Origin of the sequence: Brucella pseudintermedia, from assembly GCF_008932435.1 — a bacterium.
GTDB lineage: Bacteria > Pseudomonadota > Alphaproteobacteria > Rhizobiales > Rhizobiaceae > Brucella > Brucella pseudintermedia.
Window position 1 is genome coordinate 59,746 of the sequence record NZ_WBWE01000008.1, and the last position, 15,799, is coordinate 75,544.

A 15,799-nucleotide genomic window follows, 5' to 3' on the forward strand; every position below is an offset into this window, starting at 1 on the left:
TTGGATTAAACCATGTACCGTTACGATGAATTCGACCGCGATTTTGTTGCGGCCCGCGTTGCCCAGTTCAAGGATCAGGTCGAGCGCCGCCTGACTGGAGAGCTGACGGAAGAACAGTTCCGTCCGTTGCGCCTGATGAATGGTCTTTACCTTCAATTGCACGCCTATATGCTGCGCGTGGCTATTCCCTATGGCACGCTGTCGAGCCGCCAGCTGCGCAAGCTCGGCCACATTGCGCGCGTCTATGATCGCGGCTTTGGCCATTTCACCACCCGCCAGAACATCCAGTATAACTGGCCTGCGCTGAAGGACGTGCCGCGCATTCTGGAAGAGCTGGCGGAAGTCGAAATGCATGCCATCCAGACCTCCGGCAATTGCATTCGCAACGTGACCGCCGATCATTTCGCAGGCGCAGCCGCCGACGAAGTGGCCGACCCGCGCCCCTTCGCCGAAATCCTGCGCCAGTGGTCGTCGCTGCATCCGGAATTTTCCTATCTGCCGCGCAAGTTCAAGATCGCCATTGTCGGCTCGGAGCATGACCGCGCCGCCATTCAGGTGCATGACATCGGCTTGCAGTTGAAGAAGAACGAGGCGGGCGATCTGGGTCTCGCCGTCTATATTGGCGGCGGTCAGGGCCGCACGCCGATGGTGGCCAAGAAAATCCGCGACTTCCTGCCTATCGAGGACATGCTGACCTATGTGACGGCGATTGTCCGCGTCTATAATCTGCATGGCCGTCGCGACAACAAGTATAAGGCACGCATCAAGATCCTCGTCCATGAAACCGGTGTCGAGGAACTGACCCGCGAGATCGATGCCGAGTGGGAAGAAATCCGCCATGGCGAGCTGAAGCTGCCGCAGCGCGATATCGACGCCATCGAAAGCTATTTCCGGATGCCGAACCTGCCGCAAAGGCCGGAAGGCTGGGAAGTGCTGGCGGTGACGCAAAAGGCCGATGCGGAATTTGCAAGCTGGGTGGCGCGCAACGTCACGCCGCACAAGCATCCCGATTATGCCGTCGTCACCATTTCGCTCAAACCCATTGGCGGCATTCCGGGCGATGCGAGCGCGGAACAGATGGAGCTGGTGGCCGATATTGCGGCAACCTATTCCTTCGATGAAATCCGCGTCAGCCACGAGCAGAATCTGGTTCTGCCGCATGTGGCCAAGGCCGATCTCGCAGCCGTCTACGATCTCTTGCAATCGGATGGTCTGGCGACGCCCAATGCCGGTCTCATCACCGACATCATCGCTTGCCCCGGCCTCGACTATTGCGCCCTTGCCAATGCGCGCTCCATCCCGGTGGCGCAGCGCATTTCCGAGCGCTTTGGCGATCAGCAGCGCCAGCTTGAAATCGGCGATCTCAAGATCAAGATTTCCGGCTGCATCAATGCCTGCGGCCACCATCATGTCGGCCATATCGGCATTCTGGGCGTCGAGAAGAAGGGGGAGGAACTTTATCAGATCACGCTTGGCGGTTCGGCGGATGAACAGTCGGCTATTGGCGAAATCACCGGTCGCGGCTTCTCTTCGGAAGATGTGGTGGACGCCATTGAAACGGTGGTCGATACCTATCTCGCCTTGCGCGAAAGCCCGGACGAGACCTTCCTCGCCGCCTATCGCCGCGTCGGCATGGAGCCGTTCAAACGCGCGCTATATGGAGAAATCAGCCGTGCAGCTTGATGCAGAAGAAAGTGCTGCCGCCGAAGCCCGCCTTCTGGAGGCTAGCCACGGCGCATCTTCCCCGCAGGAAGTGATCGCGCTTGCCACGCAGGAACTCTATGGGGGGCAGATCGCGGTCGTGTCTTCCTTCGGGGCGGAATCGGCGGTGCTTCTGCACATGATTTCGCAAATCGATCCCGCGACCCCGGTTCTTTTCCTCGATACGGGCAAGCATTTTCGGGCGACGCTCGATTATCGTCACGAACTGGCCGACCGGCTTGGCCTGACCGATGTGCACGATATTCTACCCGTCGAGGAAAGCCTTAAAAGCGAAGACCCGTTCGGCGCCCTGTCGATGACCGACAAGGACCGCTGCTGCTTCATCCGCAAGGTCGAGCCGATGGCGCGCGCCGTTGCGCCCTATCGCGCGTGGATGACGGGCCGCAAGCAGTTTCAGGCTTCGACCCGCGAGAGCCTGCCGGTTTTTGAGGCCGTGGGGCCGCGCATCCGCATCAATCCGCTGGCGCGCTGGCAGGCGGCGGATTTGAAGGCTTACGCCGAGAAGCACGATCTGCCGCCGCATCCTCTGGTCTCGCAGGGCTATCGCTCCATCGGCTGCATGCCCTGCACGCGCCCCGTGAGCGATGGCGAAGACCAGCGGGCAGGCCGGTGGGCTGGATCGGAAAAGACAGAATGCGGCATCCATCTGACTGGCCTTGCCGACAGCCTGAAAACATTGGGAGCCGTAGACCGGAAATGAGCGATATCAACGAAACAAAACTCTGGTCTGCCGATGGCTTTCGCGAGGATGATTATATCTTTGCCGACGATCTTGAAGCTGCGGGCGATGCCCCGGCGATCATCATTCCGCTGGCCGTCTGGCTTGGGCTGGATGAAGAGCGCCGCCGCGCCTCCAATCGCCGCATCGGTGTTTCGGTAGCGCCCGGCGAAGCGATCGAACCGCTTTTGAACGAACTGGGCAGCGTATCGCTGATTGCGCTGCAATTCCCCGCTTTCAATGACGGTCGCTCCTATTCCAAGGCCGAGATCCTGCGTCGTGAAGGTTTTACAGGCGAATTGCGCGCCGTTGGCGACGTGCTGATCGATCAGGCCGCCCTGATGCTGCGCACCGGCTTTGACACCTTGCAGGTGACGAACAAGGTTGCCCAGAGCCGTCTTGGCGAAAACCGGCTGGTCGATACGCCCGGCTATTATCAGCCCGGTCGCGGTTCCGTTCCAGATGAGGGTGGGTTCGCCTGGCGTCGCGTCAAGGCAAGTTAGGCGCATCGCTCATATTTGCCGTTTTTCTGCGCGCCGCGATGCGCTAGACACGCCTCACCAATTTCAGGGAGTTGCGGCGTGATCCGGCACATTGTTTTCTTCAGCGTCAGGCAAGATCAGGATATCGAAACCGTCAAAAAGGGACTGGAACAGCTTGGCACCATTCCCCACGCTGACCTTTTTGAAGTTCTGCCCAATTCCAAGGTCGACCCGATGTGCGATCGCATCGACCTGGTGGTTTATGCCGAATTCAAGGATGAGGAAGCGCTCTTTGCCTTCAAGAAGCATCCGACTTACGACGCCACGACACAGCTTGTGCGTCCCATGCGCGAACTGCGCTTTTCCGCCGATGTGGTGACGGACAAGGGGTGATCACCAGTCCGCCTGCGGTCGCTCCTGCAATGGCAGACCGCCAAACAGATCGGGCTCGCTCGACGTTTTCGCCCGTTCGATATTGAGAAGCTTGAGCTTTGTCGCCGTTCCGCCGGCGGCGGAAAAACCGCCGACCTTGCCGTTGGAACCGAGAACCCGGTGGCATGGCACGATGATAGGAAACGGGTTTTTACCCAGCGCATAGCCGACAGCCTGCGAAAGGCTGACATCTCCCAGCCGTCTGGCGATTGCGCCATAGGTCGTGGTCTCGCCAGCTTTCAATTGGAGGATGATTTCATAAACCTGCCGGTTGAGATCGGGCTGGGTATCGAGCGCCAGCGGCGTGCCCGAAAAATCGACATCGGCTCCGGTCAGAAGCGCACGCACGCCTTCGACTGCCCGGATAACAAAAGCCGGCACCTCGGTATCGTCGGCTCCGGGAAACCGCTCGCGCAGACGATACCGGGTTTCCTTTTCGTCTGCCTCTCCAATTTCGACGCCAACGATCTTCTGGCCGCGCCAGGCAATGCCGCACGGTCCAATTTCTGTTTCGAATAGGGTGACGCCTGACGATTCCATATGGGTGATGTTAGCACGGTTTCGATCGCGAAAAATGCCGGTTATCGGATGGCTACAGGAACGTTCGCGTGAAAAGTCGCAACAATTGCCGAAAATGGCACAGCGAAATGGTTGAAGAACGACACGAATAATGATTGTGTGAAGGCGACCGGCCAATGCCCTTAAATGGCCAAATGGATTGACGAAAGTTTCCGGCACCCGTCACTGCGGGCGCGGAACCGAGGAATTTAAATGGACGATTACGAGCGATATGCCACAGGGTTGATGATCGTTTTTGGCGCGCTGATTATCGGCGGTCTTATGGCGGCCAACCTGTATCACGGCGACAAGCCGGGCTTTTTATTCGCGCTGGGTGCCGCGGTTGTCAGCTGGTTTGCGGCTTTTGCCGTCCTGTTTGACAAGCCGCGCGTCTATGGCGTGATGATTGCGGTTGCCATCGGGCTGGTCGCGGCTTCGATCGGTGCCTATGTCACCTGATCGGCAGATCGCTCGGTCATGGAAAAAGCCCCGTGTGAGCGGGGCTTTGTCGTTTCAGAGATATGGCGAATAGCACTGGCGGCGAGGCCCGTAATTGGGCTGGAACGTGTTGTCATAAGCTCGATAGGAGCGATAACGATTGTAGCACCAGCGCACATGCGGATTGCCGCCGCGATAGACCGGCGCCGCACGGTAGCGATAAGCGGGCGGCGGTCCCCAGTAACGGCGGTCATAGCGATAGTGCGGACGATAACGCGGGTAGTCATGCCGCCAGTGACGGCGATGTTCCCGCCAATAGCGCCGGTCGTCGCGATAATCGTAATACTGAACCGGGTGCAGGGTCGGTGCCGAGGTCTGGGCGGATGGTGTCGTCATCAGAGACGGCGGTGCCGCGTTCGCGGTCCCGGCGGCTGCGGATAGCCCCATGCCCAGTGACAGAAATGCGGCAAACAGGGAATAAGCAAACCTTTTCATTGGTCTCTCCTCACAGCGCATCCCAAAGTCTGAACCGCTTCGGAAAAATGCGCGCAAAAACAAACAACACATATTGTCCCTGCGGCCATTTTTGCCCGCACATTGTGGCGGGGCGGTGGCCCGGCGCAGTCACGATTTCTTCCCTCGGGCAATAGACGGGTGATGCCGGATGAGGCACGGAAAACAGAAGGCTCGAATTGACATAAAGATATGTTTATGTCATTAAGCGAGTTTCACGGTATGCGTATGGCAGGCAATTGAGGTTTGTGCGTCGCGAACAGACTTGCTGCCTGATAACAGATAGAATACAGGCGGTGTTTTATGGCCTCTCCCCTCGATGGTCTTTTCGGTGCAACGGCAGCGCAGCCGGATGGCTCCGAAGTGCTGGCAGCTCTCACCAGGGCAGCGCGTGAGCGCATCCTGATCCTCGATGGCGCGATGGGAACCCAGATTCAGGGGCTTGGCTTCCACGAAGAGCATTTTCGTGGCGAACGCTTCGGCGGTTGCGACTGCCAGCTTCAGGGCAATAACGACCTGCTCACGCTGACCCAGCCCAAGGCTATTGAGGAAATCCACTACGCCTACGCCATTGCGGGCGCGGATATTCTTGAAACCAACACCTTCTCCTCCACCAGCATTGCACAGGCCGATTACGGCATGGAGGATCAGGTCTATGAACTGAACCGCGATGGCGCGCGTCTTGCCCGCCGCGCCGCCTTGCGTGCCGAGCAGAAGGACGGTCGCCGCCGCTTCGTGGCGGGCGCTCTCGGGCCGACCAACCGCACCGCTTCGCTGTCGCCGGATGTCAACAATCCCGGTTTTCGTGCCGTTACCTTCGACGATCTGCGCATTGCCTATGCCGAGCAGATCAGGGGGCTGATAGACGGCGGCTCTGACATTATCCTCATCGAGACCATCTTCGATACGCTCAATGCGAAGGCGGCGGTCTTTGCCTCGGAAGAAGTGTTCGCGGAAAAGGGCGTCCGCCTGCCGGTGATGATTTCCGGCACGATCACCGATCTTTCCGGACGCACCTTGTCCGGCCAGACGCCGACGGCTTTCTGGCATTCGCTGCGTCACGCCAAGCCGTTCACCATCGGCCTCAATTGCGCGCTCGGCGCCAATGCCATGCGCGCGCATCTGGATGAATTGTCGTCGATTGCCGACACATTCGTCTGTGCCTATCCGAATGCGGGCCTGCCGAACGAGTTTGGCCAGTATGACGAGACACCGGAAGCAATGGCCGCCCAGATTGAAGGCTTTGCCCGTGACGGTCTGGTCAATGTGGTGGGCGGCTGCTGCGGCTCTACGCCGGAACATATCCGCGCCATTGCCGAGGCGGTCGCCAAACATCCGCCGCGCAAGCCTGCCAAGGTTGCGCCGCTGATGCGCCTGTCGGGTCTTGAGCCCTTCACGCTGACCGAGGACATTCCCTTCGTCAATGTCGGCGAGCGCACCAATGTCACGGGTTCCGCCCGGTTCCGCAAGCTGATCAAGGCCGGCGATTTCGCCGCCGCCCTTGATGTGGCGCGCGATCAGGTCGCCAACGGCGCTCAGATCATCGACATCAACATGGATGAGGGCCTGATCGATTCGCAAAAGGCGATGGTCGAGTTCCTCAATCTGATCGCCGCCGAGCCGGATATCGCCCGGGTGCCGATCATGATCGACAGCTCCAAATGGGAGGTGATCGAGGCTGGCCTGAAATGCGTTCAGGGCAAGGCGGTGGTCAATTCGATTTCTATGAAGGAAGGCGAGGAAGCCTTTATCCATCATGCGAAGCTTGTTCGCGCCTATGGCGCGGCTGTGGTGGTCATGGCTTTCGATGAAACCGGGCAGGCCGACACGGAAGCTCGCAAGATCGAAATCTGTACCCGCGCCTACAAGATCCTGACCGAGCAGGTCGGTTTTGCGCCGGAAGACATTATCTTCGATCCGAACATCTTTGCGGTGGCGACAGGTATCGAGGAACACAATAATTACGGTGTCGACTTCATCGAAGCCACGCGGCAGATCATTGCCACGCTGCCGCATGTCCATGTGTCGGGCGGCGTGTCGAACCTCTCCTTCTCGTTCCGCGGCAATGAGCCGGTGCGCGAGGCGATGCATGCCGTGTTCCTCTACCATGCCATCCAGGCGGGCATGGATATGGGCATCGTCAATGCCGGGCAGCTCGCTGTTTACGACACGATCGATCCGGAACTGCGCGAGGCTTGCGAGGATGTGGTGCTCAATCGCCGCTCCGATGCGACCGAACGCCTGCTGGAAATCGCCGAGCGTTTCCGCGACTCCGGCTCGAAGGAAGCCAAGGCACAGGATCTGACATGGCGCGAATGGCCGGTTGAAAAGCGTCTCGAACATGCGCTGGTCAACGGCATTACCGAATATATCGAAGCCGATACGGAAGAAGCGCGTCAGGCTGCCGAGCGCCCCCTGCACGTCATTGAAGGCCCGCTGATGGCGGGCATGAATGTGGTTGGCGATCTGTTCGGCGCGGGCAAGATGTTCCTGCCGCAGGTAGTCAAGTCCGCCCGCGTCATGAAACAGGCTGTGGCTGTTCTTCTGCCCTACATGGAAGAGGAAAAGCGCCTGAATGCCGAAAACGGTATCGGAGGCGGTGAACGCCAGAGCGCCGGCAAGGTGTTGATGGCAACCGTGAAAGGCGATGTGCACGATATCGGCAAGAATATCGTCGGCGTCGTGCTGGCCTGCAACAATTACGAAATCATCGATCTGGGCGTGATGGTGCCGACGCAAAAGATTTTGCAGGTGGCGCGCGACGAGAAGGTGGATGTCATCGGCCTTTCCGGTCTCATCACGCCGTCACTGGATGAAATGGTGCATGTGGCCGCGGAAATGGAGCGTGAAGGTTTCGACATCCCGCTTCTCATTGGCGGCGCAACGACAAGCCGCGTTCATACGGCTGTAAAAATTCATCCGCGCTATGAACGCGGGCAGGCCGTTTATGTTATCGACGCCAGCCGCGCCGTCGGCGTGGTATCCAGCCTGCTGTCGCCGGAAGGCAAGCAGGCCTATATCGATGGCCTGCGCGGCGAATATGCCAAGGTGGCGGCAGCCCATGCGCGCAACGAAGCGGAAAAGCAGCGCCTGCCGCTCGCTCGCGCCCGCGCCAACGCGCATAAGCTCGACTGGGATAATTTTGTGCCGGTAAAGCCCACCTTCACCGGCACCAGAACCTTCGATGATTACGATCTGACGGAGATCGCTCGCTACATCGACTGGACGCCGTTCTTCCAGACGTGGGAATTGAAGGGGCGTTATCCGGCCATCCTTGAGGATGAAAAGCAGGGCGAGGCGGCTCGCCAGCTCTGGGCCGATGCGCAGGCGATGCTGAAAAAGATCATCGACGAAAAATGGTTCGCGCCCAAGGCTGTCGTCGGCTTCTGGCCGGCGAATGCGGTAGGGGACGATATCCGTCTTTTCACCGATGAAAGCCGGAAGCAAGAACTGGCAACTTTCTTCACGCTGCGCCAGCAATTGAGCAAGCGCGATGGCCGTCCGAACGTGGCCATGTCCGATTTCGTGGCGCCTGCCGAGAGCGGAAAGCAGGACTATGTTGGCGGCTTTGTCGTGACGGCGGGTATTGGCGAAGTGGCGATAGCCGAACGTTTCGAACGCGCCAACGACGATTACTCGGCCATTCTTGTCAAAGCACTGGCCGACCGCTTCGCGGAAGCCTTTGCCGAATTGATGCACGAGCGGGTGCGCAAGGAGTTCTGGGCCTATGCTCCCGACGAGGCCTTTACGCCGGAAGAACTGATCGGCGAGCCTTACAAGGGCATTCGTCCGGCTCCCGGCTATCCCGCGCAGCCCGATCATACCGAAAAGACGACGCTTTTCCGTCTTCTGGACGCGACCGCGAAGACGGGCGTGGAACTGACCGAAAGCTACGCCATGTGGCCCGGCTCCTCCGTCTCGGGTCTCTATATCGGCCATCCGGAAAGCTATTATTTCGGCGTGGCCAAGGTGGAGCGCGATCAGGTCGAGGATTATGCGGCGCGCAAGGGCATGCCGGTCGAGGAAGTGGAACGCTGGCTGGGGCCTATCCTCAATTATCTGCCGGGTGCCGAAATAGACGAAGACGCAGCGGCCTGACCGGTCGCTGCGTACCCGCGCTTGCCAGCGTTTATTAATCATATCTGAAATACTCGTCATTCTGACAGGTTTGCCGAACCTGTCAGAGGGCTTTAGTGTTCATGGATGCAAATCGGTTTCAGGTTCGGCGGTGCATGAGCATTTCCAGCGAAGTATGAAACGGGTTCCATTCGGAAGTGCTTGCAATAAAACAGTTGGAGAGGTTTTTGGCCGTTCCGGTAGCGGGAGCTTGCGACGCCCGTTTCTGGAATGGAAAGCTAAAGCATTAGCTTTTTTATGTTTTACTAAAGACTAATTTAGTAATTAGTTGCTGTTAGCAAAAATATTCACAAATTATCGATTTGTATTCAGATGAAAGCATTTTGCTATATAGTCAAAAACTGATGGTTGTGTTACGAATTAATTGCGCAACTGTTTTATGTAAGGGCGCCACATTTTAATAAATTCAAAATTAGACTTTGATTGGGATGTCTGCAATGAAATGGGAACAAATTTATGAATCCATGCAATCTGCTGACGATGCCGGACAGCTCCTTGAATACATAAACACCTATGCCAAACAGTGCGGCTTTGCACATACGGCTTATATCATGCGCATTCCATTGCTGAACGGCGTGGTTAAATGGCTGAGTTTTGGCACATTGCCGCAGGAATGGACCGATCTTTATGCCGACAAAAAATACGCGGATATAGACCCATTGGTTCGCAAGGCGTTGAACAGCGTCGAGCCGTTGGTCTGGTCATCGAAGCTGTTTGCCGAGGCTCCGCAGATATGGGCGGATGCCCAGCGCTTCGGCCTCAGGGTCGGCATTTCGCAACCGTGCTGGGCGGCGCAAGGCGTTTTTGGAATGCTGTCTTTTCTGAGAAGCGGCCCGGCCCTGTCTTCCGGCGAGATTTCCATGTTGCGGCGTCAGTTGCAGATCACATCCAACCTGCTGCATCTCGCCATGTATGAACATCTCGATGTTCCGACCATGAATTGCGTGTCGGAAGTGAACCTGACGATGCGTGAGCGGGAGATCCTGCGCTGGACGAGTGAAGGAAAGACTGCCGAAATCATCGGCACGATCCTCAATATTTCCACGCGCACGGTGAATTTTCACATCAGCAACGTGCTTACAAAGCTGGTTGCCGTCAACAAGGTTCAAGCGGTCGCCAAAGCCCGTACGTTCGGACTTCTCTAGATATTTCCAAGGTCCCTCGGCGGTTTGTTCCGAAGGGCATTTTTCAGCAGCTTCCGGTTTGCGCTTTTTCCGAAACGGGCTACAAATTCATTATCTTTCCGGAGGATCAATGAATGACTGCTCAGCCAAACTCTCTTGAAGCCCGCGATATCCGTTATCATCTCCATTCCTATACCGATGCTGTCCGCCTCGAGGCGGAAGGTCCGCTTGTCATCGAGCGCGGCGACGGCATTTACGTCGAGGATGTAACGGGCAAGCGCTACATTGAGGCGATGTCGGGACTTTGGAGCGTCGGTGTCGGTTTTTCCGAGCCGCGCCTGGCCGAAGCAGCCGCGCGGCAGATGAAAAAGCTGCCTTTCTACCATACGTTCTCCTATCGCTCGCATGGTCCCGTCATCGATCTCGCTGAAAAGCTCGTTTCGATGGCGCCTGTGCCGATGAGCAAGGCCTATTTCACCAATTCAGGCTCCGAAGCCAACGATACGGTCATCAAGCTGATCTGGTATCGCTCCAACGCGCTGGGCGAGCCGGAGCGCAAGAAAATCATTTCGCGCAAGCGCGGCTACCACGGCGTCACGATTGCCTCCGCCAGCCTGACGGGCCTGCCCAACAATCACCGTTCCTTCGACCTGCCGATCGATCGCATCCTGCATACGGGTTGCCCGCACCATTATCGCGATGCGCTGCCGGGAGAGACCGAGGAGCAGTTCGCGACGCGGCTGGCGGACGAGCTGGAACAACTGATTCTCGCAGAAGGTCCGCATACCATTGCCGCGTTCATCGGCGAGCCGGTGATGGGTGCCGGCGGCGTGGTCGTTCCGCCCAAAACCTATTGGGAAAAGGTGCAAGCCGTTCTCAATCGCTACAATATTCTGCTGGTCGCCGACGAAGTCATCTGCGGTTTCGGACGGACAGGCAACCTGTTCGGCAGTCAGACATTCGACATCAAGCCGGACATTCTGGTCATGTCCAAGCAGCTTTCGTCATCCTATCTGCCAATCTCGGCGTTTCTGATCAACGAGCGCGTCTACGCGCCGATTGCCGAGGAAAGCCACAAGATCGGCACGCTTGGCACGGGCTTTACGGCATCCGGACATCCGGTGGCGGCGGCTGTGGCGTTGGAAAATCTCGCGATCATCGAAGAGCGCGATCTGGTTGCCAACGCACGCGAGCGCGGCGCCTATATGCAGAAGCGTCTGCGTGCGTTGCAGGATCACCCGCTGGTCGGCGAAGTGCGCGGCGTGGGTCTCATTGCCGGTGTCGAGCTTGTCACAGACAAACAGGCAAAGACAGGCCTTGAACAAGCTGGTGCGCTGGGCGCGCAGGCAAACGCGGCGCTTCAGGAACGCGGCGTGATTTCCCGCGCAATGGGCGACACGCTGGCCTTCTGCCCGCCGCTCATCATCGACGATCAGCAGATCGATACGATGGTGTCGGCACTGGAAGCGGCGCTCAACGATGTTCAGGCGAGCCTCGCCCAAGCAGTACTCGCCAAGTAATACTCACCGAGTAATAATTTGCTCCGGAGCTGTCCGAATGACGGGCAGCTCCGGATCGGAAAACCTGTTTAATATCACAAAAATTGTAGGATTTTCCGTATCTTGACGGAAAATCGGGTTTTCTTAGTGCGCGCAAGTTTGTTCCTGCCCGGCTTTCAAATACGGTAAGTTTTTCGCGCAAGCCAGTTGCAATACGCGATAGGTTTCTTTCCCTTTTCCGCATCATTTCACGACAATGCGCGCACTGTGGCTTTTGCCGCATCTGCGCCGGATGAAGGCCTGTCCCCTGTCCTTGGGCCGTCCCCCCGCCAGCATCAAGATCCATCCGGTTGCCGGGAGTAAGTAGTCGTGCATCATGCATCCCTGATCAAGAACCTGACGCATCTGCAGCGCCTTGAAGCGGAAGCCATCCATATTTTTCGAGAGGTTGCGGCCACCTTTTCCAATCCGGTGATGCTCTACTCGGTCGGCAAGGATTCGTCGGTGATGCTGCATCTGGCGATGAAGGCATTCTATCCGGCGCCGCCGCCCTTTCCCTTTCTGCATGTCGATACGACATGGAAGTTCCGCGAGATGATCGAATTTCGCGATGCGCAGGCCCGTGAAAAGGGTTTCGAGCTGCTCGTGCATATCAATGAGGATGGTGTGCGCGAGGGCATCGGGCCCTTTAGTCATGGGTCGAATGTCCACACCCATGTGATGAAAACGGTAGCCTTGCGGCAGGCGCTCGACAAGTACAAGTTCGATGCTGCGTTCGGAGGCGCCCGACGCGACGAAGAAAAATCACGCGCCAAGGAGCGCATTTTCTCCTTCCGCAATGCGCAGCACGGATGGGACCCGAAGAACCAGCGCCCGGAAATGTGGAAGATCTACAATACGCGCGTTTCCGCCGGGGAATCGATCCGCGTCTTCCCGCTGTCGAACTGGACCGAGCTCGATATCTGGCAATATATCCTGCAAGAAAATATCCCCATCGTCCCGCTTTATTTTGCAGCGCATCGTCCGGTGGTCGAACGCGACGGCATGTTGATCATGGTTGATGACGACCGCATGAAACTGCGTCCGGGCGAAAGGGTGGAAAACCGGCTGGTGCGGTTCCGTACCCTCGGCTGCTATCCGTTGACCGGCGCAATTGAATCCAGTGCGGCCGACCTCCCTGCGATTGTCGAGGAGATGTTGATCGCCCGAACATCCGAGCGGCAAGGCCGCGCCATTGATCGCGACGAGGCCGGGTCGATGGAGAAGAAGAAGCGCGAGGGCTATTTCTGATGAATGCGATAACCAAGCCTGTTGCGACCAATGCCGCAGTCAGCGATTTTCTGGCCGACCAGGAGCGCAAGACGCTGCTGCGCTTTCTTACGTGCGGCTCGGTGGATGATGGCAAATCGACGCTCATCGGGCGCCTGCTTTATGACACCAAACTGATCTTCGAGGACCAGCTTGCTTCGTTGAAGAACGACAGCCGCAAGTTCGGAACGACCGATGACGATTTCGACTTCGCATTGCTGGTTGATGGTCTCGAAGCCGAGCGGGAGCAGGGCATCACCATCGATGTCGCCTATCGCTTTTTTTCCACGCCCCGCCGCAAGTTCATCGTCGCGGACACGCCGGGTCATGCGCAATATACGCGCAATATGGCGACCGGCGCTTCGACTGCCGATCTTGCCATTGTGCTGGTCGACGCCCGGCAGGGCATCTTGACCCAGACCCGCCGCCATTCCTTCATTGCGTCGACGCTCGGTATCCGCCACATCGTTCTGGCCGTGAACAAGATCGATCTGGTCGATTTTTCGCAAGAAGCCTTTGAGCGGATCGTTGCCGACTATATGAGCTTCGCCAAGGAGCTTGGCTTTGCCAGCATCCAGCCGATCCCACTCTCGGCGCGTTTCGGCGACAACGTGACCCTGCCGTCTCCCCGCATGGGCTGGTATGACGGGCCGCATTTGCTCGAACATCTCGAAACCGTGCGCATCGATACAGATGCGGTGGCAAAGCCCTTTCGGTTCCCGGTGCAATATGTGAACCGGCCCAATCTCGATTTTCGCGGTTTCTCCGGCACTGTGGCGTCAGGTTCGATCAGCGCCGGTGATGCGATCGTAGTTGCCAAATCCGGCAAGACTTCCCGCGTGAAGCGCATTGCCACCTATGACGGCGACCTGCCGCGCGCTTCCGAAGGCCAAGCTGTCACATTGGTGCTGGAGGATGAAGTCGAGGTCTCACGCGGCAACATGCTGGTGGGAACGGAAGCCCGGCCTGAAGTGGCGGATCGCTTCTCCGCCAATATCGTCTGGTTCGGTGAGGAGGCCTTGCATCCCGGCCGGTCCTATCTGCTGCGCACGGAGACGGACCAGACGCCGGTAACGATCAGCGAGATCGTCTACAGGACCGATGTCGACAGTTTCACCCGTCAGGAAGCATCCCGCCTCGACCTCAACGAGATCGGCCTTTGCCATCTTCAGACCGTGGACCAGATCGCATTCGATCCTTACGCCGACAACCGCGTAACGGGTGCGTTCATATTGATCGACCGGCTGACCAACGCGACAGTTGGGGCTGGCATGATCGACGGCGCGCTTCGTCAGGCGACGAATGTGCATCTGCAATCCTTCGATCTCGACAAGCATGCTCGCGCGGCACAGAAGTTCCAGAAACCGGCGGTACTTTGGTTTACGGGCCTGTCCGGCTCCGGCAAATCCACCATTGCAAACAGGCTGGAGCAGCGGCTCCATGCGCTGGGCAAGCACACCTACCTGCTGGACGGTGACAATGTCCGTCATGGCCTCAACAGCGATCTCGGTTTTTCCGAGGAGGACAGGGCGGAAAATATCCGCCGCGTCGGTGAAGTCGCCCGTTTGATGACCGATGCGGGCCTCGTGGTGCTGGTTTCCTTCATCTCGCCGTTTCGGGCTGAGCGAGATCGCATTCGTTCCCGCCTCCCTGAAGGGGAGTTTGTCGAGATATTCGTGGATACGCCGATAGAGGAATGCATCGCCCGCGATCCGAAAGGGCTTTACGCGCAGGCCCTGCGCGGCGAGATAAAGGCCTTTACCGGGATCGATTCTCCGTATGAACCGCCGGTATCGCCGGAGCTTCGTCTGGACACGACGGGCCGGGACGTTGACGAACTCGTCGCGGAAGTGGAAAAGTATCTTGCCGAACGTGGTATCATCGGCAGTTATGGCAGCGATTCCTGGTCGATCTGAAGAATGAAGATTTCCGCCTCCCCGAAAGCCGATCCGAACGGCGAAGCAATGCTTGCCGTGCTGCAGGAAGCCGCACTGGAGGCAGGTCGCGTCATCATGAAGCACTATGCTAATGGCTGCGCGGTTCACAGCAAGAAGGATTCCTCCCCGGTCACGGAAGCAGACCGCGATGCGGAGGCTGTCATCCTTTCAGCATTGGCTTCGGTCGCCCCCGATATTCCTGTTGTGGCCGAAGAGGAAGTGGCGGCGGGTCGCCTGCCTGCGCAACTGGGACGGCAATTTCTGCTGGTCGATCCCCTTGACGGAACGCGGGAATTCCTGCTGCGCAACGGCGATTTCACGGTGAACATCGGCCTGATCGAAGATGGTGCTCCGGTTCTGGGCCTCGTTTATGCCCCGGTTCGCAATCGCTTGTTCATCGGAACCGGCAGCGGTGCCGAAGAAATAACGACGACCGGCGATCACGCGATCGGATCACGGCGTAAAATAGCGGTGCGTGTCCACGGGCCGGAGCGGGTCGCTGTCTGCAGCCGCTCGCACAGCAACTCCGAAACGGAAAAATTCCTGAGCGACAACAGGATCAGCGACTGCGTTTCCATCGGCTCGTCGCTGAAGTTTTGCCTGATTGCCAGCGGAGAGGCCGACATCTATCCGCGCTTTGGCCCGACGATGGAATGGGATACGGCGGCGGGCGATGCTGTTTTGCGCGCCGCAGGCGGTATGACCACCACTTTCGACGGGATACCGCTCTCCTATGGACAGCGCGCCAGCCAGGGCGTCGCCGGTTTTGCCAACCCCAATTTTGTGGCTTTCGGAGGCGGGACGCTGCCTGTTTTCCAAGCCGTTTGAAGCTCTTTCGAGCTTTTCGGGTTCGGCATTCAAAAAAACGACAAGATGCTCTTGCGGCTTGAAATCTGGAGCGTTATAAGCCGCCTCAATGGTCACGGCCACA

The 15,799-nt window shown here is 58.1% G+C and carries 13 protein-coding genes; 11 read left to right on the forward strand and 2 right to left on the reverse strand.

Annotated elements, in window-relative coordinates; translation table 11 throughout:
- Positions 1-12 precede the first annotated feature (12 nt).
- The 4 genes from F9K78_RS11810 to F9K78_RS11825 all read left to right on the forward strand — a co-directional run bounded on the left by F9K78_RS11810 (position 13) and on the right by F9K78_RS11825 (position 3,315).
- A complete protein-coding gene (locus F9K78_RS11810) occupies positions 13-1,683 on the forward strand; it encodes a nitrite/sulfite reductase (RefSeq protein WP_121985732.1) in 1,671 nt (556 codons plus the stop codon).
- Entirely contained in the window at positions 1,658-2,422 is a 765-nt protein-coding gene (locus tag F9K78_RS11815) for a phosphoadenylyl-sulfate reductase (RefSeq protein ID WP_121985731.1), read from the forward strand. Before F9K78_RS11810 ends, F9K78_RS11815 begins: the two co-directional genes overlap by 26 nt.
- Positions 2,419-2,943: a DUF934 domain-containing protein gene (locus F9K78_RS11820; protein WP_121985730.1), complete on the forward strand. Its 525-nt coding sequence runs from the start codon at positions 2,419-2,421 to the stop codon at positions 2,941-2,943. The genes F9K78_RS11815 and F9K78_RS11820 overlap by 4 nt, the downstream gene beginning before the upstream one ends.
- Positions 2,944-3,021: 78 nt before the next feature.
- Positions 3,022-3,315, forward strand: a complete 294-nt coding sequence (locus tag F9K78_RS11825; protein ID WP_121985729.1) for a Dabb family protein — start codon at positions 3,022-3,024, stop codon at positions 3,313-3,315.
- On the opposite strand, the gene F9K78_RS11830 is transcribed toward F9K78_RS11825, so the two are convergent.
- Entirely contained in the window at positions 3,316-3,894 is a 579-nt protein-coding gene (locus F9K78_RS11830; RefSeq protein ID WP_121985809.1) for a methylated-DNA--[protein]-cysteine S-methyltransferase, read from the reverse strand. It lies immediately after the preceding gene.
- Between the two features lie 231 nt (positions 3,895-4,125).
- On the opposite strand from F9K78_RS11830, the gene F9K78_RS11835 reads away from it, so the two are divergent.
- A complete protein-coding gene (locus F9K78_RS11835) occupies positions 4,126-4,371 on the forward strand; it encodes a hypothetical protein (protein WP_010658028.1) in 246 nt (81 codons plus the stop codon).
- A 54-nt stretch (positions 4,372-4,425) separates the two neighbouring features.
- Here the strand turns inward: F9K78_RS11835 and F9K78_RS11840 are convergent, their stop codons facing one another.
- Positions 4,426-4,845, reverse strand: coding sequence for a BA14K family protein (locus F9K78_RS11840; RefSeq protein WP_121985728.1), 420 nt, complete (start codon positions 4,843-4,845; stop codon positions 4,426-4,428).
- 321 nt (positions 4,846-5,166) lie between these two features.
- On the opposite strand from F9K78_RS11840, the gene metH reads away from it, so the two are divergent.
- The 6 genes from metH (at position 5,167) to cysQ (ending at position 15,696) form a co-directional block, all read left to right on the forward strand.
- Positions 5,167-8,961: a methionine synthase gene (gene metH, locus F9K78_RS11845; protein ID WP_121985727.1), complete on the forward strand. Its 3,795-nt coding sequence runs from the start codon at positions 5,167-5,169 to the stop codon at positions 8,959-8,961.
- A gap of 476 nt (positions 8,962-9,437) precedes the next feature.
- Entirely contained in the window at positions 9,438-10,145 is a 708-nt protein-coding gene (locus F9K78_RS11850; RefSeq protein ID WP_121985726.1) for a LuxR family transcriptional regulator, read from the forward strand.
- A 113-nt stretch (positions 10,146-10,258) separates the two neighbouring features.
- The gene (locus F9K78_RS11855) at positions 10,259-11,644 is read left to right on the forward strand and encodes an aspartate aminotransferase family protein (RefSeq protein WP_121985725.1); all 1,386 of its coding nucleotides are present in this window, start codon (positions 10,259-10,261) and stop codon (positions 11,642-11,644) included.
- Positions 11,645-11,992: 348 nt separating this feature from the next.
- Positions 11,993-12,913 carry a sulfate adenylyltransferase subunit CysD gene (cysD, locus tag F9K78_RS11860; RefSeq protein WP_121985724.1) on the forward strand — a complete coding sequence of 307 codons (921 nt, stop codon included), beginning with the start codon at positions 11,993-11,995 and terminating at the stop codon, positions 12,911-12,913.
- Positions 12,913-14,847, forward strand: coding sequence for a sulfate adenylyltransferase subunit CysN (gene cysN / locus F9K78_RS11865; protein WP_121985723.1), 1,935 nt, complete (start codon positions 12,913-12,915; stop codon positions 14,845-14,847). The genes cysD and cysN overlap by 1 nt, the downstream gene beginning before the upstream one ends.
- Positions 14,848-14,850: 3 nt before the next feature.
- Entirely contained in the window at positions 14,851-15,696 is an 846-nt protein-coding gene (cysQ, locus tag F9K78_RS11870) for a 3'(2'),5'-bisphosphate nucleotidase CysQ (protein WP_121985722.1), read from the forward strand.
- The last annotated feature ends 103 nt before the right edge of the window (positions 15,697-15,799 follow it).

Excerpts from the sequence above, each read along its gene's own strand:
- F9K78_RS11810 (WP_121985732.1), top strand. The coding sequence starts at position 13 with ATGTACCGTTACGATGAATTCGACCGCGATTTTGTTGCGGCCCGCGTT.
- F9K78_RS11815 (WP_121985731.1), top strand. The coding sequence starts at position 1,658 with ATGGAGAAATCAGCCGTGCAGCTTGATGCAGAAGAAAGTGCTGCCGCC.
- F9K78_RS11820 (WP_121985730.1), top strand. The coding sequence starts at position 2,419 with ATGAGCGATATCAACGAAACAAAACTCTGGTCTGCCGATGGCTTTCGC.
- F9K78_RS11830 (WP_121985809.1), bottom strand. The coding sequence starts at position 3,894 with ATGGAATCGTCAGGCGTCACCCTATTCGAAACAGAAATTGGACCGTGC.
- F9K78_RS11835 (WP_010658028.1), top strand. The coding sequence starts at position 4,126 with ATGGACGATTACGAGCGATATGCCACAGGGTTGATGATCGTTTTTGGC.
- F9K78_RS11840 (WP_121985728.1), bottom strand. The coding sequence starts at position 4,845 with ATGAAAAGGTTTGCTTATTCCCTGTTTGCCGCATTTCTGTCACTGGGC.
- metH (WP_121985727.1), top strand. The coding sequence starts at position 5,167 with ATGGCCTCTCCCCTCGATGGTCTTTTCGGTGCAACGGCAGCGCAGCCG.
- F9K78_RS11850 (WP_121985726.1), top strand. The coding sequence starts at position 9,438 with ATGAAATGGGAACAAATTTATGAATCCATGCAATCTGCTGACGATGCC.
- F9K78_RS11855 (WP_121985725.1), top strand. The coding sequence starts at position 10,259 with ATGACTGCTCAGCCAAACTCTCTTGAAGCCCGCGATATCCGTTATCAT.
- cysN (WP_121985723.1), top strand. The coding sequence starts at position 12,913 with ATGAATGCGATAACCAAGCCTGTTGCGACCAATGCCGCAGTCAGCGAT.
- cysQ (WP_121985722.1), top strand. The coding sequence starts at position 14,851 with ATGAAGATTTCCGCCTCCCCGAAAGCCGATCCGAACGGCGAAGCAATG.